Here is a 23,112-nt window from a genome sequence, read left to right on the forward strand (position 1 = left end):
CCCGTACACTCATGAGGTTTACAACATGACTATTGGTGTAGTCGGTCGTAAATGCGGTATGACCCGTATTTTCACCGAAGAAGGTGTCTCCATTCCGGTCACGGTCATTGAGATCGAGCCGAATCGCGTCACCCAGTTCAAAACTGAAGAGACCGATGGCTATCGTGCAGTGCAAGTCACTGTCGGCGAGCGTCGCGCTTCGCGTGTAACAGCAGCTCAGGCTGGCCACTTCGCTAAGGCGAACGTTGCCGCTGGTCGCACCACCATGGAATTCCGTCTTGAAGAAGGCGAGTACCAGGCTGGCGATCTGATCAACGCTGAAATCTTCGCCGCTGGTCAACTGGTTGATGTAACCGGTCAGTCCAAGGGTAAAGGCTTCCAGGGTACGATCAAGCGTTGGAATTTCCGCGGGCAAGATAACACCCACGGTAACTCCGTATCCCACCGCGTCCCAGGCTCTATCGGCCAGTGCCAGACTCCTGGTCGTGTATTCAAGGGCAAAAAAATGTCCGGTCATATGGGCGCTGAGCGCGTGACCGTGCAGTCCCTGGAAGTAGTGCGCGTGGACGCTGAACGCAATCTGTTGTTGGTCAAGGGCGCTGTTCCTGGCGCTACTGGCGGCAACCTGGTTGTACGTCCAGCAGCCAAGGCTCGCGGTTAAGGGGAAGCTGACATGCAATTAAATGTAAATGACGCTCAAGCGATCGAAGTTTCCGAACTGACATTTGGCGGCGAATTCAACGAGACGCTGGTTCACCAAGCAGTCGTGGCCTACATGGCCGGCGGCCGTCAAGGTAGCAAGCAGCAGAAGACCCGTTCCGACGTTCGTGGTGGCGGCAAGCGCCCATGGCGTCAGAAAGGTACTGGCCGTGCTCGTGCCGGTACTATCCGTAGCCCAATCTGGCGTGGCGGCGGTACCACTTTCGCAGCTCGTCCTCAGGATCACTCCCAGAAGCTGAACAAGAAGATGTATCGCGCAGCAATGCGTTCCATCCTTGCTGAGCTGGTGCGTACTGATCGTCTGGTCGTGGTTCAGGATTTCGCTGTTGAAACTCCGAAAACCAAAGATCTGCTGGGCAAGCTGAACAACATGAGCCTGACCGATGTTCTCATCGTGTCGGACGCTGTTGATCAGAACCTGTACCTGGCTGCTCGTAACCTGCCGCACGTAGATGTACGTGACGTTCAAGGTTCCGATCCAGTTAGTCTGATCGCATACGACAAGGTGTTGATCACCGTGTCGGCCGTGAAGAAATTCGAGGAGCTGCTGGGATGAACCAGGAACGCGTATTTAAAGTTCTGCTTGGCCCGCACGTTTCCGAGAAGGCTACGGTTCTGGCAGACAAGAAAGGCCAGTTCGTTTTCAAGGTTGCTACTGACGCAACCAAGCTGGAAATCAAGAAGGCCGTCGAAAGCCTGTTCAGCGTGAAAGTAGAGCGCGTCACTACCCTGAATGTTCTGGGTAAGAGCAAGCGCACTGCTCGCGGTCTGGGCAAGCGTAATGACTGGAAGAAGGCAGTTATCTCCCTTCAGCCAGGCCAAGATCTCGATTTCAGCAGCAGTGCTGAGTAAGGAAGGGGTGCATCATGGCAATCGTTAAATGCAAACCGACTTCCCCTGGCCGCCGTTTTGTGGTCAAGGTGGTCAACCAGGAGCTGCATAAAGGCGCTCCTCACGCACCGCTGCTCGAGAAAAAATCGAAGACTGGTGGTCGTAACAACAATGGCCGTATTACCACTCGTCACATCGGTGGTGGTCATAAGCAGCATTATCGTATGGTCGATTTCCGTCGCAACGACAAAGATGGCATCGTCGCCACTGTCGAGCGTATCGAATACGATCCAAACCGTACTGCTCACATCGCACTGCTCTGCTACGCAGACGGCGAGCGCCGCTACATCATCGCCCCTAAAGGCGTGAGTGCTGGCGACCAGCTGATCGCGGGCGCTCTGGCTCCAATCAAGCCAGGCAACGCTCTGCAACTGCGCAACATTCCAGTCGGTTCTACCGTGCACGGCATCGAACTGAAGCCAGGTAAAGGTGCACAGATCGCTCGTTCCGCTGGTGCTTCGGCTCAGCTGATCGCTCGTGAAGGTGTCTACGTGACCCTGCGTCTGCGTTCCGGTGAAATGCGTAAAGTCCTGGCTGAATGCCGTGCGACCCTGGGCGAAGTCTCGAACTCCGAGCACAGCCTGCGTTCGCTGGGTAAAGCTGGTGCCAAACGCTGGCGTGGCGTTCGCCCAACCGTTCGTGGTGTTGCCATGAACCCGGTTGACCACCCACATGGTGGTGGTGAAGGTCGTACCTCTGGTGGTCGTCATCCGGTATCGCCATGGGGCTTCCCGACTAAGGGCGCGAAGACTCGTGGTAATAAGCGTACCGACAAAATGATCGTCCGTCGTCGCAAGTAAATAGAGGGATACGACAGTGCCACGTTCTCTGAAAAAAGGTCCTTTTATTGATCTTCACCTACTGAAGAAGATCGAAGTGGCGGCGGAAAAGAACGATCGCAAACCAATTAAAACCTGGTCGCGTCGTTCGATGATCCTGCCACAAATGGTCGGTCTGACCATCGCAGTACACAACGGTCGTCAGCACGTCCCAGTTCTCGTTAACGAAGACATGGTCGGCCACAAACTGGGCGAGTTCGCCGGTACCCGCAACTATCGCGGGCACGTGGCTGACAAGAAAGCCAAGCGTTAAGGGGTAAGGAAATGGAAGTAGCCGCTAAGTTGTCGGGCGCTCGAATCTCCGCCCAGAAAGCCCGCTTGGTCGCCGACCAGATCCGCGGGAAGAAGGTGGGCGAAGCGCTCAACCTGTTGGCTTTCAGCAGTAAGAAAGCCGCCGAGATCATGAAGAAAGTGCTGGAGTCGGCCGTAGCCAACGCCGAGCATAACGAAGGCGCAGACGTTGATGACCTGAAGGTCAGCACCGTTTTCGTCAACGAAGGGCGTTCGCTGAAGCGCATCATGCCACGTGCCAAAGGCCGTGCTGATCGCATCGTCAAGCGGTCTTGCCATATCACTGTCAAGGTTGCTGACAAGTAACGGAGTCGAAGAGATGGGTCAGAAAGTACATCCCATTGGCATTCGCCTGGGAATCGTCAAGGAGCACACCTCCGTCTGGTACGCAGACGGTCGGACTTATGCGGACTACTTGTTCGCAGATCTGAAAGTGCGTGAGTATCTCCAAGACAAACTAAAAAGCGCGTCCGTAAGCCGTATCGATATCCATCGTCCGGCTCAAACTGCACGCATCACCATCCACACCGCTCGTCCAGGTATCGTTATCGGGAAGAAAGGTGAAGATGTTGAGAAACTGCGTCAGGACCTGACCAAGCAAATGGGTGTGCCTGTGCACATCAATATCGAAGAGATCCGCAAGCCGGAGCTCGACGGTATGCTGGTTGCGCAGAGCGTAGCTCAGCAGCTGGAGCGTCGCGTAATGTTCCGTCGCGCTATGAAGCGCGCAGTACAGAACGCCATGCGCATTGGTGCCAAAGGCATCAAAATCCAAGTGAGCGGTCGTCTCGGCGGTGCTGAAATCGCACGTACTGAATGGTATCGCGAAGGTCGTGTGCCATTGCACACCCTGCGTGCCGACATCGACTATGCCAACTACGAAGCTCACACCACTTACGGTGTGATCGGTGTAAAGGTTTGGATCTTCAAAGGCGAAGTTATTGGTGGTCGCCAAGAAGAACTGAAACCACAAGCACCAGCGCCTCGTAAAAAAGCTGCTAAGTAAGGGGTACGCCAAATGTTGCAACCAAAGCGTACGAAGTTCCGCAAGCAGATGACCGGCCACAACCGTGGTCTGGCACTGCGCGGTAGCAAAGTCAGCTTCGGCGAGTTCGCGCTGAAGTCTGTTGCTCGTGGTCGTCTCACCGCTCGTCAGATCGAGTCAGCGCGTCGTGCTCTGACCCGTCACGTTAAACGTGGCGGCAAGATCTGGATCCGTGTATTCCCGGACAAGCCGATCTCCAAAAAACCTCTCGAGGTTCGTATGGGTAAAGGTAAGGGTAACGTGGAGTACTGGGTTGCCCAGATTCAGCCAGGCAAAGTCCTGTATGAAATCGAGGGTGTTTCTGAAGAGCTGGCGCGTGAGGCTTTCGCCCTGGCTGCTGCAAAGCTGCCGCTCGCCACCTCCTTTGTTAAACGGACGGTGATGTGATGAAAGCGAATGAACTTCGTGAAAAATCCGCACAGCAGCTGAACGAGCAACTGCTCGGCTTGCTGCGCGACCAGTTCAATCTGCGCATGCAGAAAGCAACTGGCCAGTTGGGGCAGTCTCATCTGCTCTCGCAAGTTAAGCGTGACATCGCTCGCGTGAAGACTGTGCTCAACCAGCAGGCAGGTAAGTGATCATGGCTGAAGCCGAAAAAACTGTCCGTACGCTGACTGGCCGTGTTGTCAGCGACAAGATGGACAAAACCATCACCGTTCTGATCGAGCGTCGCGTTAAGCACCCGATCTACGGTAAATACGTTAAGCGTTCGACTAAGCTGCACGCGCACGACGAAACCAATCAGTGCCACATCGGCGACAAAGTCACTATTCGTGAAACTCGTCCGATGGCCAAGACCAAGTCTTGGGCGCTGGTTGATGTTCTCGAACGCGCTGTGGAAGTCTAAGGGCTAGGGGTCGGAGAAATTATATGATTCAGACTCAATCCATGCTCGATGTGGCCGATAACAGCGGCGCTCGCCGTGTTATGTGCATCAAGGTGCTGGGTGGCTCCCATCGTCGTTACGCTGGTATCGGTGACATCATCAAAGTTACCGTGAAGGAAGCAATTCCTCGCGGTAAAGTGAAAAAAGGCCAAGTGATGACTGCTGTTGTAGTCCGCACTCGTCACGGCGTACGTCGTGCTGATGGCTCCATTATCCGCTTTGATGGCAACGCTGCTGTTCTTCTGAACAACAAGCAAGAGCCGATCGGCACCCGTATCTTTGGGCCAGTGACCCGTGAACTTCGTACTGAGAAGTTCATGAAGATCGTCTCGCTCGCCCCAGAAGTGCTGTAAGGAGATCCGACATGCAAAAGATTCGTCGTGACGACGAGATCATCGTGATCGCCGGCAAAGACAAAGGTAAGCGCGGTAAGGTGCTGAAGGTTCTTGCTGACAACCGTCTGGTTGTTGGCGGTCTGAACCTGGTCAAGCGTCATACCAAGCCTAACCCGATGTCGGGCGTACAGGGCGGTATCGTCGAGAAAGAAGCGCCACTGCACGCTTCCAACGTCGCCATCTTCAACGGCGAAACCAACAAGGCTGACCGCGTTGGTTTCAAAGTAGAAGACGGTAAGAAAATTCGTGTCTTCAAGTCGACCCAAAAAGCGGTTGATGCTTGAACACTGCTAGGTAGAAGACCATGGCACGACTAAAAGAGATTTACCGGAAGGAAATCGCTCCGAAACTTAAGGAAGAACTTAAGCTTTCGAACGTGATGGAAGTTCCGCGCGTTACCAAAATCACCCTGAACATGGGTCTGGGCGAAGCGATCGGCGACAAAAAAGTCATCGAGCACGCTGTTGCTGACCTGGAAAAGATCACCGGCCAGAAAGTCGTTGTGACCTACGCTCGTAAATCCATCGCTGGCTTTAAAGTCCGCGAAGGATGGCCGATCGGTGTCAAAGTGACCCTGCGCCGTGAGCGTATGTACGAGTTCCTGGATCGTCTGCTGTCGATCTCCCTGCCTCGGGTTCGCGACTTCCGCGGCCTGAATGCCAAGTCCTTCGATGGTCGTGGTAACTACAGCATGGGCGTGAAAGAGCAGATCATTTTCCCGGAAATCGACTACGACAAGATCGATGCTCTCCGCGGTCTGGACATTACCCTGACCACCACTGCCAAGAACGATGATGAAGGCCGCGCTCTGCTGCGTGCTTTCAAATTCCCGTTCCGCAACTGATTGGAGTAGGAAAATGGCCAAGAAGAGCATGAAAAACCGTGAGCTGAAGCGTCAGCTCACCGTTGCCAAGTACGCCACCAAGCGTGCAGCGCTGAAAGCTATCATCGTCGATCTGAACGCAAGTCCAGAAGCGCGTTGGGAAGCTACCGTAGCTCTGCAGAAGCAACCACGTGACGCAAGCGCTTCGCGCATGCGTAACCGTTGCCGCCTGACTGGTCGTCCGCACGGCGTTTACCGCAAGTTCGGCCTTGGCCGTAACAAACTGCGTGAAGCTGCAATGCGTGGTGACGTTCCAGGTCTGGTTAAAGCCAGCTGGTAATCGTTGTCAAAGCCTTGATGGTCGGGTTTGCAAGAACCTGACCATCGGTGGCCTTGAATCTGAATCAAGCCCCTTTTGGGGCTTGATTCATTTCTGGGGTGTGTCTAGAATGACCGGCTCGCCTGAGCCCGTGTTTTTCATGCCCGGAAGTTCTCGGCGACAAGTAGTAGCCGCAAGGCTAATTTTTCTGTATTAGGAGCGTCTAGCCCATGAGTATGCAGGACCCGTTAGCGGACATGCTAACTCGAATCCGTAATGCCCAGATGGCTGAAAAGTCTGTCGTAAGCATGCCGTCTTCCACGCTGAAGGTGGCTGTAGCAAAAGTCCTGAAGGACGAAGGTTACATCGCGGATTTTCAGATCACCACCGACGCTAAGCCGTCGTTGTCCATCGAGCTGAAGTACTTCGAAGGCCGTCCGGTTATCGAAGAAGTGAAGCGCGTTAGTCGTCCAGGCCTGCGTCAGTACAAGTCCGTTGAAGATCTGCCGAAAGTTCGTGGCGGTCTTGGCGTGTCTATCGTCTCCACCAACAAAGGTGTGATGACGGATCGTGCTGCGCGCGCTGCCGGTGTCGGCGGCGAAGTTCTTTGCACTGTGTTCTAAGGGGGGATAAGCATGTCTCGCGTCGCTAAGAACCCCGTTAAGCTGCCAGCCGGTGTCGAAGTAAAATTCGCAGGCCAACAGCTTTCGGTGAAGGGTGCCAAGGGTACTCTTGAACTGAACATCCATTCGTCCGTTGAGATCGTTGAAGAAGCTGGTGAGCTGCGTTTCGCTGCTCGCAATGGCGATCAACAAACTCGCGCAATGGCCGGTACCACGCGTGCGTTGGTAAACAACATGGTCCAAGGCGTAAGCCAAGGCTTCGAGCGCAAGCTCCAGCTGGTCGGTGTTGGTTACAAGGCGCAAGCAAAAGGCACGGTTCTGAACCTGGCCCTTGGCTTCTCGCACCCAGTGGATTACGAACTGCCGGAAGGCATCACCGCTGAGACTCCTAGCCAGACCGATATCCTGATCAAGGGCATCGACAAGCAGCTGGTAGGTCAAGTGGCCGCTGAGATCCGCGACTTCCGTCCACCAGAGCCGTACAAAGGCAAAGGTGTGCGCTACGCGGACGAAGTCGTCCGTCGTAAAGAAGCCAAGAAGAAGTAGGGCATAGCAAATGACCGACAAAAAAGTTACTCGACTGCGTCGCGCTCGCAAAGCACGCCTGAAAATGCACGAACTCGAAGTCGTGCGTCTCTGCGTGTTCCGCTCGTCGCAGCACATCTACGCCCAGGTCATCTCGGCCGACGGCAACAAAGTCCTGGCAAGCGCCTCGACTTTGGATAAAGAACTGCGTGATGGCGCCACTGGCAACATCGACGCGGCCACAAAGGTTGGCCAGCTGGTCGCTACGCGTGCTAAGGCCGCTGGCGTCTCGCAAGTGGCTTTCGACCGCTCTGGCTTCAAGTACCACGGCCGCGTTAAAGCGCTGGCTGATGCTGCTCGTGAAGCTGGGCTGGAGTTCTAAGTTATGTCAAATAACGACCAAAAGCGCGACGAAGGCTACATTGAGAAGCTGGTTCAAGTTAACCGCGTAGCCAAAACCGTTAAAGGCGGCCGTATCTTCACTTTCACCGCGTTGACCGTGGTAGGTGATGGTAAAGGGCGTGTTGGCTTCGGCCGTGGCAAGTCGCGTGAAGTGCCTGCTGCGATCCAGAAGGCAATGGAAGCTGCTCGCCGCAACATGATCCAAGTTGATCTGAACGGCACCACTCTGCAGTACGCAATGAAGTCCGCTCACGGCGCTTCGAAGGTGTACATGCAGCCTGCTTCTGAAGGTACCGGTATCATCGCTGGCGGCGCTATGCGTGCTGTCCTCGAAGTTGCTGGCGTTCAGAACGTTCTGGCCAAGTGCTACGGCTCGACTAACCCGGTAAACGTGGTTCACGCCACTTTCAAAGGTTTGAAAGCTATGCAGTCTCCTGAATCCATTGCCGCCAAGCGTGGCAAAAGCGTCAAGGAGATCTTCTGATCATGGCTACCGTTAAAGTAACGCTGATCAAAAGCATGACCGGCCGCATCCCTAACCACAAACTGTGCGTTAAGGGTCTGGGTCTGCGTCGCATCGGTCACACTGTAGAAGTCCAGGATACTCCCGAGAATCGCGGGATGATCAACAAGGCTTACTACATGCTGCGTGTCGAGGGTTAATCGATGAAACTCAATGATCTGAGTCCAGCGCCGGGTTCCCGTCGCGAAAAGCATCGTCCGGGCCGTGGTATCGGTAGCGGTTTGGGTAAGACTGGTGGCCGTGGTCACAAAGGTCAGACCTCCCGCTCCGGTGGCACCATTGCTCCAGGCTTTGAAGGCGGTCAACAGCCGCTGCATCGTCGCCTGCCGAAGTTCGGTTTCGTTTCCCTGAAAGCCATGGACCGCGCAGAAGTGCGTCTGTCCGAGCTGGCTAAAGTGGAAGGCGACATCGTCACCGTGCAGTCCCTGAAAGATGCCAACGTGATCAACGTTAACGTACAGCGTGTGAAAATCATGCTGTCCGGTGAAGTGACTCGCGCTGTCACTATCGGCAAGGGAATCGGCGCCACCAAAGGTGCGCGTGCGGCTATCGAAGCAGCTGGCGGCAAGTTCGAGGAATAAATGGCTAAGCAAGGTGCTCTCTCTGCGCTCGGCAAAGGCGGTATGTCTGAACTCTGGGCTCGTCTGCGTTTTCTGTTCCTGGCGATTATCGTCTACCGAATAGGCGCACACATCCCGGTTCCAGGTATCAACCCGGACCGACTCGCAGACCTGTTTCGACAGAATGAGGGGACCATTCTTAGCTTGTTCAACATGTTCTCCGGCGGTGCGCTGGAACGGATGAGCATCTTTGCACTGGGGATCATGCCGTACATTTCGGCATCGATCATCATGCAACTGATGACAGCCGTCAGCCCGCAGCTGGAGCAGTTGAAGAAGGAAGGTGAAGCTGGCCGTCGCAAGATCAGCCAGTACACCCGCTACGGCACCGTCGTCCTTGCTCTGGTTCAGGCTATTGGCATGTCCATTGGTCTGGCCGGGCAGGGCGTTGCGTTCACTGGTGACTTTGGCTTCCATTTCGTCGCGGTATCCACGTTTGTGGCTGGTGCGATGTTCATGATGTGGCTGGGTGAGCAGATTACTGAGCGTGGTGTAGGTAACGGTATCTCGATGTTGATTTTTTCGGGTATCGTCGCCGGTCTTCCGAGAGCAATCGGGCAGTCTTTCGAGTCTGCACGTCAGGGTGATATCAATATCTTCGCCTTGGTTGCCATCGGTTTGCTGGCAGTAGCGATTATCGGTTTCGTGGTGTTCATTGAGCGTGGTCAGCGTCGTATTGCTGTTCACTACGCCAAGCGTCAGCAGGGCCGTAAGGTTTTTGCTGCGCAGACTAGCCACTTGCCGCTGAAAGTGAACATGGCCGGTGTTATTCCGGCTATTTTCGCGAGCAGCATTTTGCTGTTTCCGGCTTCGTTGGGTGCCTGGTTCGGTCAGTCTGAAGGTATGGGCTGGTTGCAGGACATCTCGCAGTCGATCGCTCCTGGTCAGCCGTTGAATATTCTGCTGTTTAGTGCAGGGATTATTTTCTTCTGCTTCTTCTATACGGCGTTGATGTTCAATCCGAAAGACGTAGCGGAAAACCTGAAGAAGTCCGGTGCCTTTATTCCGGGCATCCGTCCAGGTGAGCAGTCTGCGCGCTACATTGATGGCGTTCTGACTCGCTTGACCATGTTCGGTGCTCTTTACATGACGGCCGTGTGCCTGTTGCCCCAGTTCCTGGTGGTTGCAGCAAACGTACCGTTCTACCTTGGCGGGACCTCGTTGCTGATCGTGGTCGTGGTTGTGATGGACTTCATGTCCCAAGTACAATCGCACCTCGTTTCGCACCAGTACGAATCCCTGATGAAGAAAGCCAACCTGAAGGGTTACGGCAGCGGCATGTTGCGCTGAGTACCCATAAGGTTCGAGGAGTTGGTGATGAAAGTTCGTGCATCGGTGAAAAAGCTGTGCCGTAACTGCAAGATTATTCGCCGCGAAGGTGTTGTTCGAGTAATTTGCAGCGCGGAACCGCGTCACAAACAGCGCCAAGGCTGAGTGTGATTGTGCTTCAAGCCCGGTAGCTAGTGCGCTACCGGGTTGATTATTTGTTATTACAGCGATATTATCTCGCGCCCTATTTCTTGGCTTCCGGGGCGTAGGTAGCTGTCAATTGGAGTCCCACTGAATGGCCCGTATTGCAGGCGTTAACATTCCAGATAACAAGCATACTGTTATCTCGCTGACCTACATCTATGGTGTTGGTCGCACTACTGCGCAGAAGATCTGTGCAGTGACTGGGGTAAACCCAGCAGCAAAGATCAAAGATCTGAGCGACGAGCAAATTGAACAGCTGCGTGGCGAAGTGGCGAAGTTCACCACTGAAGGTGACCTGCGTCGCGAAATCAACATGAAAATCAAGCGCTTGATGGACCTCGGTTGCTATCGCGGTCTGCGTCATCGTCGTGGTCTTCCAGTACGCGGTCAGCGTACCAAGACCAACGCGCGTACCCGTAAAGGTCCGCGTAAGCCGATCCGCAAGTAATCGCCCCAGCGAATCGACAGGAATTTAATCATGGCAAAACCTGCTGCTCGTCCTCGTAAAAAAGTTAAAAAGACAGTGGTTGATGGCATCGCCCACATCCATGCATCTTTTAACAACACCATCGTGACCATTACCGACCGTCAAGGTAACGCTCTTTCCTGGGCTACCTCCGGTGGTTCGGGTTTCCGCGGTTCCCGCAAGTCCACCCCGTTCGCTGCTCAAGTAGCTGCTGAGCGTGCTGGTCAAGCTGCGCTGGAATATGGCCTGAAAAACCTCGACGTTAACGTCAAGGGTCCAGGTCCAGGTCGTGAATCCGCAGTCCGCGCTTTGAACGGCTGTGGCTACAAGATCGCCAGCATCACCGACGTGACGCCAATCCCGCACAACGGGTGCCGTCCGCCGAAGAAGCGCCGCGTGTAATCCAGGAGATTGTAAAGAATGGCTCGTTACATTGGTCCAAAATGCAAACTCGCTCGTCGCGAAGGCACCGATCTCTTCCTGAAGAGCGGCGTGCGCGCGATCGAATCGAAGTGCAACATTGAAGCAGCACCTGGTATCCACGGCCAACGCCGCGGTCGCCAGTCCGATTACGGCACCCAACTGCGTGAAAAGCAGAAGGTCCGTCGTATCTACGGCGTTCTCGAGCGTCAGTTCAGCGGCTACTACAAAGAAGCTGCTGGCAAGAAAGGTGCAACCGGTGAAAACCTGCTGCAACTGCTCGAATGCCGTCTGGACAACGTCGTATACCGTATGGGCTTTGGTTCGACTCGTGCCGAATCCCGCCAGCTGGTATCGCACAAGTCGATCAGCGTTAACGGTCAGACCGTAAACGTTCCGTCGTATCAGGTTCGTGCTGGTGACGTGGTTGCAGTTCGCGAGAAAGCAAAAAACCAACTTCGCATTGTCCAAGCTCTCGATCTGTGTGCCCAACGTGGCCGCGTAGAATGGGTAGAAGTAGACACTGAGAAGAAGTCGGGCGTTTTCAAGAACGTTCCTGCTCGCAGTGATCTGTCCGCCGACATCAACGAAAGCCTGATTGTCGAGCTCTACTCCAAGTAAGGGCTAGAAAATAGGTGCATCCATGCAGATTTCGGTAAATGAGTTCCTGACACCCCGCCACATTGATGTGCAGGTTGTCAGTCCAACCCGCGCCAAGATCACTCTCGAGCCTCTCGAGCGTGGTTTTGGCCACACCCTGGGCAACGCGCTGCGCCGCATCCTGTTGTCCTCAATGCCCGGCTGCGCAGTAGTCGAGGCCGAGATTGACGGTGTGCTCCACGAGTACAGCGCCATCGAAGGTGTACAGGAAGACGTAATTGAAATCCTGTTGAACCTTAAAGGTCTGGCCATCAAGCTGCACGGTCGTGACGAAGTTACGCTGACCTTGTCGAAGAAGGGTTCGGGGGTGGTTACCGCTGCCGATATTCAGCTGGATCATGATGTCGAGATCGTTAATCCCGATCACGTAATCGCTAACCTGGCGTCTAACGGCGCCCTGAACATGAAGCTCACCGTAGCTCGTGGTCGTGGTTATGAACCAGCCGACTCGCGTCAGAGCGATGAAGACGAAAGCCGCAGCATCGGTCGCTTGCAGCTCGACTCTTCGTTCAGCCCGGTTCGCCGTATCGCATACGTGGTGGAAAACGCCCGTGTCGAGCAGCGTACCAACCTGGACAAGCTGGTTATTGATCTGGAAACCAACGGTACTCTGGATCCTGAAGAGGCTATCCGCCGCGCTGCAACCATCCTGCAACAGCAGTTGGCTGCGTTCGTCGACCTCAAAGGTGACAGTGAGCCAGTGGTTGTCGAGCAGGAAGACGAGATCGATCCGATCCTGCTTCGCCCGGTTGACGATCTGGAACTGACTGTACGTTCGGCTAACTGCCTTAAGGCGGAAAACATCTACTACATCGGCGACCTGATTCAGCGTACCGAAGTAGAGCTGTTGAAGACTCCGAACCTGGGCAAGAAATCCTTGACTGAAATCAAGGACGTTCTGGCCTCCCGCGGTCTGTCCCTCGGCATGCGCCTCGACAACTGGCCGCCTGCAAGTCTTAAGAAGGACGACAAGGCGACTGCCTGATCGTCGTAATCACCGAACGTAGTGTTTGGTAAGGAATGAACCATGCGTCATCGTAAAAGTGGGCGTCACCTGAGCCGCACCAGCTCGCACCGCAAGGCCATGTTCCAAAACATGGCGGTGTCGCTGTTCGAGCACGAGCTGATCAAAACTACTCTGCCAAAAGCCAAAGAACTGCGCCGCGTTGCCGAGCCGCTGATCACTCTGGCCAAGACAGACAGCCTGGCTAACCGCCGTCTGGCTTTCGACCGTACTCGTTCGAAAGCTATCGTTGGTAAGCTCTTCAACGACCTGGGCAAGCGTTACGCTACCCGTGAGGGTGGCTACCTGCGCATCCTCAAGTGCGGTTTCCGCGCTGGCGACAACGCGCCTATGGCGTACGTCGAGTTGGTTGATCGTGCTACTGCTGGCGAAGCTGTATCCGCCGAGTAAGACGTCAGTCTGAAACGAAGAACCGGGCCTAGTGCCCGGTTTTTTGTGCCTGCAAGATAATGAGCGGTTCGTACAAGCTTCCGACATTGTTCTGTTGTCACTATGTGCTGGGAAACATAATTAGTAATTATCTATTGATGCCTGCAAGTTAATGAATTTGTGGCTGTCACATGGATGATCAATACTTCCCGCCAAGCCGAGTAGCCGGCAGTTCCAAGACTGACAGAGGAAGAAGACCGTATGAGCCAGAACAAAACGCTTACGACCGCCAGTGGCGCACCTGTCGCTGATAACCAGAATTCTCGCTCCGCCGGCCCTAGAGGCCCGCTGCTGCTCGACGATTTTCATCTGATCGAGAAGCTTGCCCACTTCAACCGTGAAAACATTCCTGAGCGTCGGGTACACGCCAAAGGTTCGGGCGCTTACGGCACGTTCACCGTCACGCGTGACATCACCGAGTACACCAGCGCCAAGTTGTTTGAATCGGTAGGCAAACAAACCCCGACTTTCCTGCGATTCTCGACTGTCGGCGGCGAGCGCGGCTCGGCTGATACCGAGCGCGACCCTCGTGGCTTTGCGCTGAAGTTCTACACCGAAGAAGGCAACTGGGACATCGTCGGCAACAACACGCCGGTATTTTTCATCCGTGATCCGCTGAAATTTCCAGACTTTATCCACACCCAAAAACGTCTGCCGCAGAGCAACCTGAAAAGCGCGCAGATGATGTGGGATTTCTGGTCACATTCCCCGGAGGCGCTGCACCAGGTCACGATTCTGTTCTCTGACCGCGGCATTCCAGACGGTTATCGTCATATGCACGGCTTCGGCAGCCACACGTACAGCCTGATCAACGCTCAAGGCGAGCGTCACTGGGTGAAATGGCACTACAAAACCAAGCAAGGGATCAAGAACCTCGCCCCGGCAGACGCCGCACGCCTGGCCGGTACTGATCCGGACTACGCGCAGCGTGACCTGTTCGAAGCGATCGAACGCGGCGAGTTCCCGAAATGGCGCGTATGCATCCAGATCATGACCGAGGCGCAGGCTGCAGCGCACTACGAGAACCCGTTTGACGTGACCAAGACCTGGTCGCAGAAGGAGTTCCCGCTGATCGAAGTCGGTGAGCTGGAGTTGAACCGCAACCCGCTCAACTATTTTGCTGAAGTCGAGCAAGCTGCGTTTGGGCCGAGCAACATGGTGCCGGGTGTCGGTCTGTCGCCAGATCGCATGCTGCAAGGCCGTGTCTTCGCCTACGCCGATGCCCATCGCTACCGTGTTGGCACCAATCACCAGCAATTGCCGGTAAACGCGCCACGTAGCCCGGTCAACACTTACCAGCGTGATGGCTCAATGGCCTTTGGCAGCAATGGTGGTGCAGCGCCCAACTATGAGCCGAACAGCTACATCGAATCGCCAAAACAGGCACCACGCTATGCGGAGCCGGCATTGGCTTTGAGCGGTGCTGCCGATCGCTACGATCATCGCGAAGACACCGATTACTACAGCCACGCCGGTGCGTTGTTCCGACTGATGAGTGACGAGCAAAAGGCCTTGTTGGTCAGCAATATCGCCGGCGCCATGAGCGGTGTTACACCCGATGTGGTTGACCGCCAACTGCAGCATTTCTACAAAGCCGATCCAGCGTATGGAGAAGCAATCGCAAAGCTGCTGGATGTACAGCTTAACGAAGTCTAAACGAGAAGCAGAACCGCCCTCATTAAGGGCGGTTTTTGCGTTATTTAGGCTGCTTTTCTCAGAATTTCTTCACTTTTATTGCGCAGAAAGAGTGACCTTCCAGTCGGCTTGGTTCAAACTACAGACCTTTCATGCAGGGAGATGTAGGGCGATGCAAGGCCACCCAGACGTTATCGATTACCTCAACACGTTGCTGACCGGCGAGCTGGCCGCGCGTGACCAATATTTTGTTCACTCGCGCATGTATGAGGACTGGGGTTTCACCAAGCTCTACGAACGAATCAATCACGAGATGGAAGAAGAAGCGGATCACGCTGACGCGCTGATGCGCCGGATTCTGATGCTCGAAGGCACGCCGCGCATGCGTCCGGATGATCTGGATGTCGGCAGCACCGTGCCGGAGATGCTCGAAGCCGATCTGCGTCTCGAGTACAAAGTCCGTGCGGCACTGTGCAAAGGCATTGAGTTGTGCGAACAGCACAAAGACTACGTCAGCCGCGAGATCCTGCGGGTTCAGCTCAACGATACCGAAGAAGATCACACCTACTGGCTGGAAAAGCAGTTGGGCCTGATCAAGCTGATTGGTCTCGAGAACTACCTGCAATCTCACACCTGATTGCCCTTATACAAAAAAGCCCCTGTCACTGTTGCGGTGACAGGGGCTTTTTCATGCCCGGCGTTTAAGCGCGATCGCGAATCAGCAACGGCTTGAGGTAATGCCCCGTGTGAGATTGTTTCATCTCGGCCACTTGTTCCGGGGTGCCGGTGGCGATGATCTGTCCACCTTTGGAGCCACCCTCCGGCCCGAGGTCGACCAGCCAGTCGGCGGTCTTGATCACGTCCAGGTTGTGTTCGATCACCACCACGGTGTTGCCGTGGTCGCGCAAGCGGTGCAGTACGTCGAGCAATTGCTGGATATCCGCGAAGTGCAGGCCGGTGGTCGGCTCATCGAGGATATACAAGGTCTTGCCGGTATCGCGCTTGGACAGCTCGCGTGACAGCTTGACCCGCTGCGCTTCACCGCCCGACAGCGTTGTCGCCGACTGCCCGAGCTTGATGTACGACAGGCCGACATCCATCAGCGTCTGCAGCTTGCGCGCCAGCGCGGGTACCGCGTCGAAGAATTCCCGAGCTTCCTCGATGGTCATTTCGAGCGTTTCGTGGATGCTCTTGCCCTTGTATTTGATCTCAAGGGTTTCGCGGTTGTAGCGCTTGCTCTTGCACACGTCGCACGGCACGTAGATGTCCGGCAGGAAGTGCATTTCCACCTTGATCAGGCCATCGCCCTGGCACGCTTCACAGCGCCCGCCCTTGACGTTGAACGAGAAACGCCCCGGACCATAGCCACGGGAGCGCGACTCGGGCACGCCGGCGAACAGTTCGCGGATCGGAGTGAACAGGCCGGTGTAGGTTGCCGGGTTGGAACGCGGCGTACGACCGATCGGGCTCTGGTCGATATCGACCACCTTGTCGAGATGTTCCAGGCCTTTGATGCTGTCGTGCGCGGCAGCTTCCAGCGTGGTCGCACCATTGAGTGCCGTGGCGCTCAGCGGGAACAGCGTGTTGTTGATCAGGGTTGATTTGCCCGAGCCGGACACACCGGTCACACACGTCAGCAGACCAATCGGGATTTCCAGGTCGACGTTGCGCAGGTTGTTGCCGCGCGCGCCCTTGAGCGACAGGGTCAGCTTCTTGTTGCGCGGTGTGCGTTTGGCGGGCACTTCGATCTTTACTCGCCCGGACAGGTACTTGCCGGTCAGGGAGTCAGGATGCGCCATGACTTCGGCTGGCGTACCTTCGGCGACGATCTGCCCACCATGCACGCCGGCACCCGGGCCGATATCCACGACATAGTCAGCCAGACGAATGGCGTCTTCGTCGTGCTCGACCACAATCACCGTGTTGCCGATATCGCGCAGGTGCTTGAGGGTGCCGAGCAAGCGATCATTGTCGCGCTGGTGCAGGCCGATGGAAGGCTCGTCGAGGATGTACAGTACGCCGACCAGACCGGCACCAATCTGGCTGGCCAGACGAATCCGCTGTGCCTCACCGCCGGACAGGGTGTCCGCACTGCGATCGAGCGACAGGTAGTCAAGGCCGACGTTGACCAGAAACTGCAGACGCTCGCGAATCTCCTTGAGAATCTTGTCGGCAATTTCGCCGCGGCGGCCGGTCATCTTCAGCTCGCCGAAATACTCGCACGCATCGCCGATCGGCAGATTGGTCACCGCCGGCAGGGTTTTCTCACCTACCCATACGTGCCGCGCCTCACGGCGCAGGCGAGTGCCACGGCAGTCCGGGCAAGCCTGGGTGCTGAGGAACTTGGCCAGTTCTTCACGCACGCTGGCCGACTCGGTCTCGCGGTAGCGGCGCTCGAGGTTCGGCACGATGCCTTCGAACGGGTGCGAGCGTTTGACGATATCGCCGCGGTCGTTCAGGTATTTGAAATCGACGTTTTGCGAACCGCTGCCGTGCAGGATGAATTTCTGCTGGTCGGCCGGCAGTTCGTTGAACGGTACTTCCAGACTGAAGCCATAGTGCGAGGCCAGTGACCCGAGCATCTGGAAGTAATAGACGTTGCGCCGGTCCCAGCCGCGGATCGCCCCTTCGGCCAGTGTCAGGTCGCCGTTGACCAGACGTTTGATGTCGAAGAATTGCTTAACGCCCAGACCGTCACAGGTCGGGCAGGCGCCGGCCGGGTTATTGAAGGAGAACAGCTTGGGTTCCAGCTCGCTGATCGCATGGCCGCAGATCGGGCAGGCAAAGCGTGCGGAGAAGATCATCTCTTCGCCCGGCTCGTCGTCCATCGGCGCGACCAGGGCAATGCCGTCTGCCAGTTTCAGCGCGGTCTCGAATGACTCGGCCAGACGTTGCTGCAGGTCGGCGCGGACCTTGAAGCGGTCGACGATCACGTCGATCGAGTGCTTCTTCTGCTTGTCCAGTTTCGGCAGTTCATCAAGCTCGCAAATGCGGCCGTTGACCCGCGCGCGGACGAAGCCCTGCGCGCGCAATTCCTCGAACACCGACAAGTGCTCGCCCTTGCGTTCGCGGATCACCGGCGCCAGCAACATCAGTTTGCTGCCTTCCGGTTGGGCCAGCACCAGGTCGACCATCTGGCTGACGGTCTGTGCTTCCAGCGGAATATCGTGATCGGGGCAGCGCGGCGTACCGACGCGTGCATACAGCAGACGCAGGTAGTCGTAGATTTCGGTGATGGTGCCGACCGTAGAGCGCGGGTTGTGCGAGGTCGACTTCTGTTCGATGGAGATTGCCGGCGACAGGCCTTCGATGGTATCGACGTCAGGTTTTTCCATCATCGACAGGAACTGACGGGCGTAGGCCGACAGCGATTCGACATAACGGCGCTGACCTTCGGCGTACAGCGTGTCGAAGGCCAGAGACGATTTGCCGGATCCGGACAGGCCGGTGATGACGATCAGTTTGTCCCGTGGCAGGGTCAGGTCGATGTTCTTCAGGTTGTGGGTACGGGCCCCACGTATCAGGATCTTGTCCAAAGTGGCCTCGCTCGGCGGGCGTCGAAAACGTAGGAGTATACGGGCAAATACTGGATGGATGCACACTATCAAGCGAAGCGTTTTTTGCTCTACATGAAGAGAGTTTCATCTATACGTGGCAAAGCGTCGCGATATACCCCGTCTTTCGATGGGACTGGTAGAATCGCCGCCGGTTCACACGAGGTTTTTCCATGCACGATCCCCACAGCGAACGCATGAGTGGTAGCGAGACCCGCGCGGCGAGCGGTCTGGCCCTGGTGTTCGCCTTCCGTATGCTTGGCATGTTCATGGTGTTGCCGGTCCTGGCGACCTATGGCATGGATCTGGCGGGCGCGACCCCGGCCTTGATCGGGCTGGCCATCGGCGCTTACGGCCTGACCCAGGCGATTTTCCAGATTCCGTTCGGGATCATTTCCGACCGTATTGGCCGGCGTCCCGTCATTTACCTGGGCTTGATCGTCTTCGCCCTTGGCAGTGTGCTGGCCTCGCAGGCGGATTCGATCTGGGGCGTGATCGCCGGTCGCATCCTGCAAGGCGCCGGGGCGATTTCCGCGGCGGTCATGGCCTTGCTCTCCGATCTCACTCGCGAACAGCACCGCACCAAGGCGATGGCCATGATCGGCATGACCATCGGTCTGTCGTTTGCCGTGGCCATGGTCGTCGGGCCGTTGTTGACCCGGGCTTTCGGGCTCTCGGGCTTGTTCCTCGCCACCGGGGCGATGGCCCTGATTGGTATCGCCATCATCCTGTTCGTGGTGCCGAAGTCCACCGGGCCATTGCAGCATCGTGAGTCCGGCGTTGCGCGGCAGGCGTTGATGCCGACGCTCAAGCATCCGGATCTGCTGCGCCTGGATCTGGGCATCTTTGTGTTACATGCCATGTTGATGTCGAGCTTCGTGGCCTTGCCGCTGGCGCTGGTGGAAAAGGCCGGTTTGCCCAAGGAACAGCACTGGTGGGTCTACCTCACCGCGTTGTTGATTTCGTTCTTCGCCATGATCCCGTTCATCATCTATGGCGAGAAGAAACGCAAAATGAAACGAGTTTTGCTCGGCGCCGTCATGACGCTGATGCTCACTGAGCTATTCTTCTGGCAGTTCGGTGACAGCTTGCGGGCGCTGGTGATCGGCACGGTGGTGTTTTTCACCGCGTTCAATCTGCTGGAGGCCTCATTGCCGTCGCTGATCAGCAAGGTTTCACCGGCGGGCGGGAAGGGCACGGCGATGGGCGTGTATTCCACCAGTCAATTCCTGGGTTCGGCACTCGGCGGGATACTTGGCGGCTGGCTGTTTCAGCATGGCGGTCTGTCGGTTGTGTTCCTTGGATGTGCCGGTCTGGCTGCCATCTGGCTGGCCTTTGCTGTTACCATGCGCGAACCTCCCTACGTGACGAGTCTGCGCTTGCCGTTGTCGCCCGAGGCGATCCGCGAAGCGGGTCTGGTCGAGCGCCTCAAGGCCCTCGTAGGGGTAACAGATGCAGTGATAGTCGCTGACGAAGCGGCTGTTTACATCAAACTGGACAAAGAATTAGTGGATCGCGACACCCTCGAACGCCTGGTCAACAACCCGGCCGGGGCTGCTTGCGAAGCCTAGGAGAACGTTATGGCCCGTGGGGTTAACAAAGTCATATTGGTCGGCACTTGCGGCCAGGATCCCGAAGTTCGCTACCTGCCTAACGGTAACGCCGTGACCAACCTGAGTCTGGCAACCAGCGAACAGTGGACCGACAAGCAAACCGGTCAGAAGGTCGAGAAGACCGAATGGCACCGTGTGTCGATGTTCGGCAAGGTTGCCGAGATCGCCGGCGAATACCTGCGCAAGGGTTCGCAGGTCTACATCGAAGGCAAGCTGCAGACCCGCGAGTGGGAAAAAGACGGTATCAAGCGTTACACCACCGAAATCGTGGTCGACATGCAAGGCACCATGCAACTGCTCGGCGGCCGTCCACAACAGGGCGACCAACAAGGCGGTGGCAACAACTACCAGCAGCAGGCTCCGCGTCAGCAGGCGCCACGCCCGCAGCAGTCGGCTCCGCAACAGCGCCCGGCCCCGGCTCCACAGCAGGCCGCACCGCAACCGGCTCCGGATTTCGACAGCTTTGATGACGATATTCCGTTCTGATTGGTTGCTGCATCCGCGTTAAATAAAAAGGCCCGTCGCAACAAGCGACGGGCCTTTTTTGTGGGAGCGAGCCTGCTTGCGAAGGCGTCGGGTCAGTCAAAACATTTATTGAATGACAGTCGGTTATCGCGAGCAGGCTCGCACAGGTTGTTCGTTTTCAGTCGAGGATCAAGTGGGGCAGAAACCGGCTGGAGTCTTTCGTAATGAGGCTGTTGTCCTCGCGCACACCAATCCCCGCTGCCTGGTCGCCAATCACCCACGAGCCGATCAGGGTGTAGCTGTCATCGAACTTCGGTAACGGCGCAAACGCCTGCAGGATAAACGGCGCATCGGTGTAAGGTCCGTCCTCTTTGACGATCAGACCTTCCGCCGTTTGCAGTTCGATGTTGGCGCCTTCGCGGGAGAAATACGGTTTGCGCACCCAGCCTTTCGGCACCGCACTGGCTGGATTTGGATCAAGGTGCGCCGCGAGCAGGTTCGGGTGCCCCTTATGCAGTTCCCACAGCAACGGCAACGCGCCCTTGTTCGACAGGATCGACTTCCATGCGGGTTCGAAGAACTGCGTGTCGCACTCGGCAATCGCTGGCCCAAACGGTTCGTGGAAGATGAACTCCCAGGCATGGAGCTTGAACAGGTGCGGGATCCAGCGATCCTGCAGATCAACGAAGCGGCCTTCGGCTGTCAGGCCGATGTCTTCGATGTCGATGTGCCGCGACTCGATGCCGACTTTTTCTGCGATCAGGCGCAGATAGTCGGTGGTGCCGCGGTCTTCGACGGAATCTTTCATCGAGGCGAAGTAGAACGGCCGCTTGAGCTGCAACTCGGAAAACGCCTGATGCAGTTTGGTATCAATGCTGTTGAACTGGTCGGCATGGCGCGGCAGCATCCCGCGCTCGATGCATTGTTCCAGCCAGCCCCACTGAAACGCCGCCGCTTCATAGAGGCTGGTCGGTGTGTCGTAGTTCAGCTCCAGCAGTTTCGCCGGGCCGTTGCCGCTGTAGGAAAAGTCCATGCGTCCGTACAGATGCGGATGACCTTCCAGCCAGGATGTTCGGATCATGTCGTAGTACGAAACCGGAATACTCAGACGATCCAGCAGTTCTTCGCTGCGCACCACGCGATCGACCAGATCCATGCACATCTCGTGGAGTTCGGTGGTCGGGTCCTCCAGATCGTTTTCGATCTGCGCGAGCGTGAACTGGTAGTAAGCGCTTTCGTCCCAGTACGGCTCGTCGTCGATGGTGTGGAACAGAAAACCGAGCTCTTCAGCGGTCTGTTGCCAGTCGGGGCGCTCGGCGCAGTGGATCTTCTTCATGGTCAGCTGCTCGAACTGCCCCAGCCGCCCCAACCGCTGCGCGCCGAAGACTGACTGCCGAAGCCGCCGCGGGAGGTCGAGGAAGCGACATTTACCGATTTGCTTCGAGTGCTGTCGTAGCTGCTGGTGTCGGTACGACTCGTCGGTGCCGACTCGATTTTGCGGTATTGCGTCGAGGTGGTGTAGGTCTGGCGGTCATCGTCGCGATCTCGATATACCGTACGGTTCGCGTTGTTGCTCATCGCGTTGCCGATCAGCCAGCCACTCAACCAGCCATTGCCCCCGCCCCCGGAAGAGTGGGACGTGCTTTGCACATGCTGTGCAGCCGCTGCTTCACCCGCGGGCATTTGCGCATTGGCCACAGCGTCGAGATTCTGCGGTGCCTCACCGTTTTGCGGCACCTTGAAGCCGCCGAGTTTCGGTACAAAGCGGCCAGCGGAATTTTTTTGACACCAGTCCGCGGCAAAATCTGCATCGCACTGGGCCTTGTCGTCGTAGGCCGGTGCAATGCGCCGGTGCTCGGTCAGCGCCGCGACGTAGGCGTTGGTGCAGACATCGGCGGCCACTTCGGCGCCGACGCACTCCTCGACAGATTGAAAGCGTTGCGTGTCCTGCGCGGCCACCTCGCCGGAAATCGCCAGCGCCACTGAAGCGGCGAGGGACAGTTGAACGTACTTGCTGCGTTTCATCGAAGGCTTCCTGCCGATCAGTTGGACGGGGTCATGCATGCGGCGTTGAGCATGCCGACGCTGATAGCCACTGCGGCCACGTAGATGCCCGAGGCGATTTCACCGTTGGCGATGCGCTGGGACGTGCCCTTGAGCACCAGACCGGTTGCCAGGAATGCCAGCAGTTGCACCACGGCCGCAATCACCGCCCAGAGTACGAAGTCGAGGACGTTGACCGAGTGGGAGATGATGTTGCTTGCCGGAATCGCGAACCCGATGATTGCACCGGCCAAGGCGATGGCCGCGGCACTGTTGCCGGCGCGAATCAGCTCGAACTCTTTGTGCGGGGTGATGCGGGTGTAGATGAATTGAAACAGCATGAACAGCAGCACGGCGCCGATCAGGTAGACAGCGAAACCGGTCAACGCGGTCTTGTTCAGGGAAACGGCCAGCACTTCCAGCATGAA

At 56.6% G+C, this 23,112-nt stretch carries 35 protein-coding genes; 31 read left to right on the forward strand and 4 right to left on the reverse strand.

The window, feature by feature from the left end:
- Nucleotides 1-25: 25 nt before the first annotated feature.
- The 29 genes from rplC to bfr all read left to right on the forward strand — a co-directional run bounded on the left by rplC (nt 26) and on the right by bfr (nt 15,646).
- Nucleotides 26-661: a 50S ribosomal protein L3 gene (gene rplC, locus PseuLF5_RS26835; RefSeq protein WP_003228738.1), complete on the forward strand. Its 636-nt coding sequence runs from the start codon at nt 26-28 to the stop codon at nt 659-661.
- Between the two features lie 12 nt (nt 662-673).
- Complete coding sequence (rplD, locus tag PseuLF5_RS26840; RefSeq protein ID WP_003228735.1) at nt 674-1,276, forward strand: 50S ribosomal protein L4; 603 nt, start codon at nt 674-676, stop codon at nt 1,274-1,276.
- Complete coding sequence (rplW, locus tag PseuLF5_RS26845; protein ID WP_002555488.1) at nt 1,273-1,572, forward strand: 50S ribosomal protein L23; 300 nt, start codon at nt 1,273-1,275, stop codon at nt 1,570-1,572. The genes rplD and rplW overlap by 4 nt, the downstream gene beginning before the upstream one ends.
- A gap of 14 nt (nt 1,573-1,586) precedes the next feature.
- Complete coding sequence (gene rplB / locus PseuLF5_RS26850) at nt 1,587-2,411, forward strand: 50S ribosomal protein L2 (RefSeq protein ID WP_003228734.1); 825 nt, start codon at nt 1,587-1,589, stop codon at nt 2,409-2,411.
- A 16-nt stretch (nt 2,412-2,427) separates the two neighbouring features.
- Nucleotides 2,428-2,703, forward strand: a complete 276-nt coding sequence (gene rpsS / locus PseuLF5_RS26855) for a 30S ribosomal protein S19 (RefSeq protein WP_011336172.1) — start codon at nt 2,428-2,430, stop codon at nt 2,701-2,703.
- A gap of 11 nt (nt 2,704-2,714) precedes the next feature.
- On the forward strand, nt 2,715-3,047 hold the full coding sequence (rplV, locus tag PseuLF5_RS26860; RefSeq protein WP_003103908.1) for a 50S ribosomal protein L22: 333 nt from the start codon (nt 2,715-2,717) through the stop codon (nt 3,045-3,047).
- A 13-nt stretch (nt 3,048-3,060) separates the two neighbouring features.
- Nucleotides 3,061-3,747, forward strand: coding sequence for a 30S ribosomal protein S3 (gene rpsC / locus PseuLF5_RS26865; protein ID WP_003176422.1), 687 nt, complete (start codon nt 3,061-3,063; stop codon nt 3,745-3,747).
- Nucleotides 3,748-3,759: 12 nt separating this feature from the next.
- Nucleotides 3,760-4,173 carry a 50S ribosomal protein L16 gene (rplP, locus tag PseuLF5_RS26870; RefSeq protein ID WP_003228729.1) on the forward strand — a complete coding sequence of 138 codons (414 nt, stop codon included), beginning with the start codon at nt 3,760-3,762 and terminating at the stop codon, nt 4,171-4,173.
- Nucleotides 4,173-4,364 carry a 50S ribosomal protein L29 gene (gene rpmC, locus PseuLF5_RS26875; protein WP_002555481.1) on the forward strand — a complete coding sequence of 64 codons (192 nt, stop codon included), beginning with the start codon at nt 4,173-4,175 and terminating at the stop codon, nt 4,362-4,364. Before rplP ends, rpmC begins: the two co-directional genes overlap by 1 nt.
- Before the next feature lie 2 nt (nt 4,365-4,366).
- Nucleotides 4,367-4,633, forward strand: coding sequence for a 30S ribosomal protein S17 (gene rpsQ / locus PseuLF5_RS26880; RefSeq protein WP_003194644.1), 267 nt, complete (start codon nt 4,367-4,369; stop codon nt 4,631-4,633).
- Between the two features lie 23 nt (nt 4,634-4,656).
- Nucleotides 4,657-5,025, forward strand: coding sequence for a 50S ribosomal protein L14 (gene rplN / locus PseuLF5_RS26885; protein ID WP_002555479.1), 369 nt, complete (start codon nt 4,657-4,659; stop codon nt 5,023-5,025).
- 11 nt (nt 5,026-5,036) lie between these two features.
- The gene (rplX, locus tag PseuLF5_RS26890; protein WP_003186046.1) at nt 5,037-5,351 is read left to right on the forward strand and encodes a 50S ribosomal protein L24; all 315 of its coding nucleotides are present in this window, start codon (nt 5,037-5,039) and stop codon (nt 5,349-5,351) included.
- Nucleotides 5,352-5,371: 20 nt separating this feature from the next.
- Nucleotides 5,372-5,911: a 50S ribosomal protein L5 gene (gene rplE / locus PseuLF5_RS26895; protein ID WP_003210069.1), complete on the forward strand. Its 540-nt coding sequence runs from the start codon at nt 5,372-5,374 to the stop codon at nt 5,909-5,911.
- A 13-nt stretch (nt 5,912-5,924) separates the two neighbouring features.
- Complete coding sequence (gene rpsN / locus PseuLF5_RS26900) at nt 5,925-6,230, forward strand: 30S ribosomal protein S14 (RefSeq protein ID WP_003228726.1); 306 nt, start codon at nt 5,925-5,927, stop codon at nt 6,228-6,230.
- Nucleotides 6,231-6,439: 209 nt separating this feature from the next.
- The gene (gene rpsH, locus PseuLF5_RS26905) at nt 6,440-6,832 is read left to right on the forward strand and encodes a 30S ribosomal protein S8 (protein ID WP_007918458.1); all 393 of its coding nucleotides are present in this window, start codon (nt 6,440-6,442) and stop codon (nt 6,830-6,832) included.
- Between the two features lie 12 nt (nt 6,833-6,844).
- The gene (rplF, locus tag PseuLF5_RS26910) at nt 6,845-7,378 is read left to right on the forward strand and encodes a 50S ribosomal protein L6 (protein WP_003176412.1); all 534 of its coding nucleotides are present in this window, start codon (nt 6,845-6,847) and stop codon (nt 7,376-7,378) included.
- 10 nt (nt 7,379-7,388) lie between these two features.
- Nucleotides 7,389-7,739 carry a 50S ribosomal protein L18 gene (gene rplR, locus PseuLF5_RS26915; protein WP_003186037.1) on the forward strand — a complete coding sequence of 117 codons (351 nt, stop codon included), beginning with the start codon at nt 7,389-7,391 and terminating at the stop codon, nt 7,737-7,739.
- A 3-nt stretch (nt 7,740-7,742) separates the two neighbouring features.
- Entirely contained in the window at nt 7,743-8,243 is a 501-nt protein-coding gene (gene rpsE / locus PseuLF5_RS26920; RefSeq protein WP_003186035.1) for a 30S ribosomal protein S5, read from the forward strand.
- Nucleotides 8,244-8,245: 2 nt separating this feature from the next.
- The gene (gene rpmD / locus PseuLF5_RS26925) at nt 8,246-8,422 is read left to right on the forward strand and encodes a 50S ribosomal protein L30 (protein ID WP_003176408.1); all 177 of its coding nucleotides are present in this window, start codon (nt 8,246-8,248) and stop codon (nt 8,420-8,422) included.
- Nucleotides 8,423-8,425: 3 nt separating this feature from the next.
- Nucleotides 8,426-8,863: a 50S ribosomal protein L15 gene (gene rplO, locus PseuLF5_RS26930; protein WP_003228720.1), complete on the forward strand. Its 438-nt coding sequence runs from the start codon at nt 8,426-8,428 to the stop codon at nt 8,861-8,863.
- Nucleotides 8,864-10,192, forward strand: a complete 1,329-nt coding sequence (gene secY / locus PseuLF5_RS26935) for a preprotein translocase subunit SecY (RefSeq protein ID WP_003228718.1) — start codon at nt 8,864-8,866, stop codon at nt 10,190-10,192.
- A gap of 27 nt (nt 10,193-10,219) precedes the next feature.
- Nucleotides 10,220-10,336, forward strand: coding sequence for a 50S ribosomal protein L36 (gene rpmJ, locus PseuLF5_RS26940; protein WP_002555468.1), 117 nt, complete (start codon nt 10,220-10,222; stop codon nt 10,334-10,336).
- Between the two features lie 130 nt (nt 10,337-10,466).
- Nucleotides 10,467-10,823, forward strand: a complete 357-nt coding sequence (gene rpsM / locus PseuLF5_RS26945) for a 30S ribosomal protein S13 (protein WP_003186020.1) — start codon at nt 10,467-10,469, stop codon at nt 10,821-10,823.
- A 30-nt stretch (nt 10,824-10,853) separates the two neighbouring features.
- The gene (gene rpsK, locus PseuLF5_RS26950; protein WP_002555466.1) at nt 10,854-11,243 is read left to right on the forward strand and encodes a 30S ribosomal protein S11; all 390 of its coding nucleotides are present in this window, start codon (nt 10,854-10,856) and stop codon (nt 11,241-11,243) included.
- 18 nt (nt 11,244-11,261) lie between these two features.
- Nucleotides 11,262-11,882, forward strand: a complete 621-nt coding sequence (rpsD, locus tag PseuLF5_RS26955; protein WP_003176404.1) for a 30S ribosomal protein S4 — start codon at nt 11,262-11,264, stop codon at nt 11,880-11,882.
- A gap of 22 nt (nt 11,883-11,904) precedes the next feature.
- Nucleotides 11,905-12,906, forward strand: coding sequence for a DNA-directed RNA polymerase subunit alpha (locus PseuLF5_RS26960; RefSeq protein WP_003186012.1), 1,002 nt, complete (start codon nt 11,905-11,907; stop codon nt 12,904-12,906).
- Nucleotides 12,907-12,948: 42 nt separating this feature from the next.
- Nucleotides 12,949-13,335, forward strand: coding sequence for a 50S ribosomal protein L17 (gene rplQ, locus PseuLF5_RS26965; RefSeq protein WP_003176402.1), 387 nt, complete (start codon nt 12,949-12,951; stop codon nt 13,333-13,335).
- 240 nt (nt 13,336-13,575) lie between these two features.
- Nucleotides 13,576-15,030 carry a catalase gene (locus PseuLF5_RS26970; RefSeq protein ID WP_123463695.1) on the forward strand — a complete coding sequence of 485 codons (1,455 nt, stop codon included), beginning with the start codon at nt 13,576-13,578 and terminating at the stop codon, nt 15,028-15,030.
- A 151-nt stretch (nt 15,031-15,181) separates the two neighbouring features.
- Nucleotides 15,182-15,646: a bacterioferritin gene (bfr, locus tag PseuLF5_RS26975; RefSeq protein WP_340135033.1), complete on the forward strand. Its 465-nt coding sequence runs from the start codon at nt 15,182-15,184 to the stop codon at nt 15,644-15,646.
- Between the two features lie 64 nt (nt 15,647-15,710).
- Here bfr and uvrA read toward each other — a convergent pair whose 3' ends face one another.
- On the reverse strand, nt 15,711-18,545 hold the full coding sequence (gene uvrA / locus PseuLF5_RS26980; protein ID WP_123463699.1) for an excinuclease ABC subunit UvrA: 2,835 nt from the start codon (nt 18,543-18,545) through the stop codon (nt 15,711-15,713).
- Between the two features lie 191 nt (nt 18,546-18,736).
- Here uvrA and PseuLF5_RS26985 point away from each other — a divergent pair, with 191 nt between their 5' ends.
- Nucleotides 18,737-20,134 (forward strand): MFS transporter, encoded by a 1,398-nt coding sequence (locus PseuLF5_RS26985; protein WP_123463701.1) that lies wholly within the window; start codon nt 18,737-18,739, stop codon nt 20,132-20,134.
- Between the two features lie 9 nt (nt 20,135-20,143).
- Nucleotides 20,144-20,662, forward strand: coding sequence for a single-stranded DNA-binding protein (locus PseuLF5_RS26990; RefSeq protein ID WP_007966163.1), 519 nt, complete (start codon nt 20,144-20,146; stop codon nt 20,660-20,662).
- 157 nt (nt 20,663-20,819) lie between these two features.
- On the opposite strand, the gene PseuLF5_RS26995 is transcribed toward PseuLF5_RS26990, so the two are convergent.
- Genes PseuLF5_RS26995 through PseuLF5_RS27005 form a run of 3 tightly spaced genes read right to left on the reverse strand, consistent with a single transcriptional unit; the run spans nt 20,820 to nt 23,109 of the window.
- The gene (locus PseuLF5_RS26995) at nt 20,820-21,977 is read right to left on the reverse strand and encodes a glutathionylspermidine synthase family protein (protein ID WP_123463702.1); all 1,158 of its coding nucleotides are present in this window, start codon (nt 21,975-21,977) and stop codon (nt 20,820-20,822) included.
- A 2-nt stretch (nt 21,978-21,979) separates the two neighbouring features.
- Nucleotides 21,980-22,666 (reverse strand): DUF1190 domain-containing protein, encoded by a 687-nt coding sequence (locus PseuLF5_RS27000; RefSeq protein ID WP_123463704.1) that lies wholly within the window; start codon nt 22,664-22,666, stop codon nt 21,980-21,982.
- Between the two features lie 17 nt (nt 22,667-22,683).
- A complete protein-coding gene (locus tag PseuLF5_RS27005; protein WP_123463706.1) occupies nt 22,684-23,109 on the reverse strand; it encodes a DUF350 domain-containing protein in 426 nt (141 codons plus the stop codon).
- Nucleotides 23,110-23,112 lie beyond the last annotated feature (3 nt).

Source organism: Pseudomonas sp. LF-5 (assembly GCF_037626295.1).
Lineage (GTDB): Bacteria > Pseudomonadota > Gammaproteobacteria > Pseudomonadales > Pseudomonadaceae > Aquipseudomonas > Aquipseudomonas monsensis.

Excerpts from the sequence above, each read along its gene's own strand:
- rplC (WP_003228738.1), top strand. The coding sequence starts at position 26 with ATGACTATTGGTGTAGTCGGTCGTAAATGCGGTATGACCCGTATTTTC.
- rplD (WP_003228735.1), top strand. The coding sequence starts at position 674 with ATGCAATTAAATGTAAATGACGCTCAAGCGATCGAAGTTTCCGAACTG.
- rplW (WP_002555488.1), top strand. The coding sequence starts at position 1,273 with ATGAACCAGGAACGCGTATTTAAAGTTCTGCTTGGCCCGCACGTTTCC.
- rplB (WP_003228734.1), top strand. The coding sequence starts at position 1,587 with ATGGCAATCGTTAAATGCAAACCGACTTCCCCTGGCCGCCGTTTTGTG.
- rplV (WP_003103908.1), top strand. The coding sequence starts at position 2,715 with ATGGAAGTAGCCGCTAAGTTGTCGGGCGCTCGAATCTCCGCCCAGAAA.
- rpsC (WP_003176422.1), top strand. The coding sequence starts at position 3,061 with ATGGGTCAGAAAGTACATCCCATTGGCATTCGCCTGGGAATCGTCAAG.
- rplP (WP_003228729.1), top strand. The coding sequence starts at position 3,760 with ATGTTGCAACCAAAGCGTACGAAGTTCCGCAAGCAGATGACCGGCCAC.
- rpmC (WP_002555481.1), top strand. The coding sequence starts at position 4,173 with ATGAAAGCGAATGAACTTCGTGAAAAATCCGCACAGCAGCTGAACGAG.
- rpsQ (WP_003194644.1), top strand. The coding sequence starts at position 4,367 with ATGGCTGAAGCCGAAAAAACTGTCCGTACGCTGACTGGCCGTGTTGTC.
- rplN (WP_002555479.1), top strand. The coding sequence starts at position 4,657 with ATGATTCAGACTCAATCCATGCTCGATGTGGCCGATAACAGCGGCGCT.
- rplX (WP_003186046.1), top strand. The coding sequence starts at position 5,037 with ATGCAAAAGATTCGTCGTGACGACGAGATCATCGTGATCGCCGGCAAA.
- rplE (WP_003210069.1), top strand. The coding sequence starts at position 5,372 with ATGGCACGACTAAAAGAGATTTACCGGAAGGAAATCGCTCCGAAACTT.
- rpsN (WP_003228726.1), top strand. The coding sequence starts at position 5,925 with ATGGCCAAGAAGAGCATGAAAAACCGTGAGCTGAAGCGTCAGCTCACC.
- rpsH (WP_007918458.1), top strand. The coding sequence starts at position 6,440 with ATGAGTATGCAGGACCCGTTAGCGGACATGCTAACTCGAATCCGTAAT.
- rplF (WP_003176412.1), top strand. The coding sequence starts at position 6,845 with ATGTCTCGCGTCGCTAAGAACCCCGTTAAGCTGCCAGCCGGTGTCGAA.
- rplR (WP_003186037.1), top strand. The coding sequence starts at position 7,389 with ATGACCGACAAAAAAGTTACTCGACTGCGTCGCGCTCGCAAAGCACGC.
- rpsE (WP_003186035.1), top strand. The coding sequence starts at position 7,743 with ATGTCAAATAACGACCAAAAGCGCGACGAAGGCTACATTGAGAAGCTG.
- rpmD (WP_003176408.1), top strand. The coding sequence starts at position 8,246 with ATGGCTACCGTTAAAGTAACGCTGATCAAAAGCATGACCGGCCGCATC.
- rplO (WP_003228720.1), top strand. The coding sequence starts at position 8,426 with ATGAAACTCAATGATCTGAGTCCAGCGCCGGGTTCCCGTCGCGAAAAG.
- secY (WP_003228718.1), top strand. The coding sequence starts at position 8,864 with ATGGCTAAGCAAGGTGCTCTCTCTGCGCTCGGCAAAGGCGGTATGTCT.
- rpmJ (WP_002555468.1), top strand. The coding sequence starts at position 10,220 with ATGAAAGTTCGTGCATCGGTGAAAAAGCTGTGCCGTAACTGCAAGATT.
- rpsM (WP_003186020.1), top strand. The coding sequence starts at position 10,467 with ATGGCCCGTATTGCAGGCGTTAACATTCCAGATAACAAGCATACTGTT.
- rpsK (WP_002555466.1), top strand. The coding sequence starts at position 10,854 with ATGGCAAAACCTGCTGCTCGTCCTCGTAAAAAAGTTAAAAAGACAGTG.
- rpsD (WP_003176404.1), top strand. The coding sequence starts at position 11,262 with ATGGCTCGTTACATTGGTCCAAAATGCAAACTCGCTCGTCGCGAAGGC.
- PseuLF5_RS26960 (WP_003186012.1), top strand. The coding sequence starts at position 11,905 with ATGCAGATTTCGGTAAATGAGTTCCTGACACCCCGCCACATTGATGTG.
- rplQ (WP_003176402.1), top strand. The coding sequence starts at position 12,949 with ATGCGTCATCGTAAAAGTGGGCGTCACCTGAGCCGCACCAGCTCGCAC.
- PseuLF5_RS26970 (WP_123463695.1), top strand. The coding sequence starts at position 13,576 with ATGAGCCAGAACAAAACGCTTACGACCGCCAGTGGCGCACCTGTCGCT.
- bfr (WP_340135033.1), top strand. The coding sequence starts at position 15,182 with ATGCAAGGCCACCCAGACGTTATCGATTACCTCAACACGTTGCTGACC.
- PseuLF5_RS26985 (WP_123463701.1), top strand. The coding sequence starts at position 18,737 with ATGCACGATCCCCACAGCGAACGCATGAGTGGTAGCGAGACCCGCGCG.
- PseuLF5_RS26990 (WP_007966163.1), top strand. The coding sequence starts at position 20,144 with ATGGCCCGTGGGGTTAACAAAGTCATATTGGTCGGCACTTGCGGCCAG.
- PseuLF5_RS26995 (WP_123463702.1), bottom strand. The coding sequence starts at position 21,977 with ATGAAGAAGATCCACTGCGCCGAGCGCCCCGACTGGCAACAGACCGCT.
- PseuLF5_RS27000 (WP_123463704.1), bottom strand. The coding sequence starts at position 22,666 with ATGAAACGCAGCAAGTACGTTCAACTGTCCCTCGCCGCTTCAGTGGCG.
- PseuLF5_RS27005 (WP_123463706.1), bottom strand. The coding sequence starts at position 23,109 with ATGCTGGAAGTGCTGGCCGTTTCCCTGAACAAGACCGCGTTGACCGGT.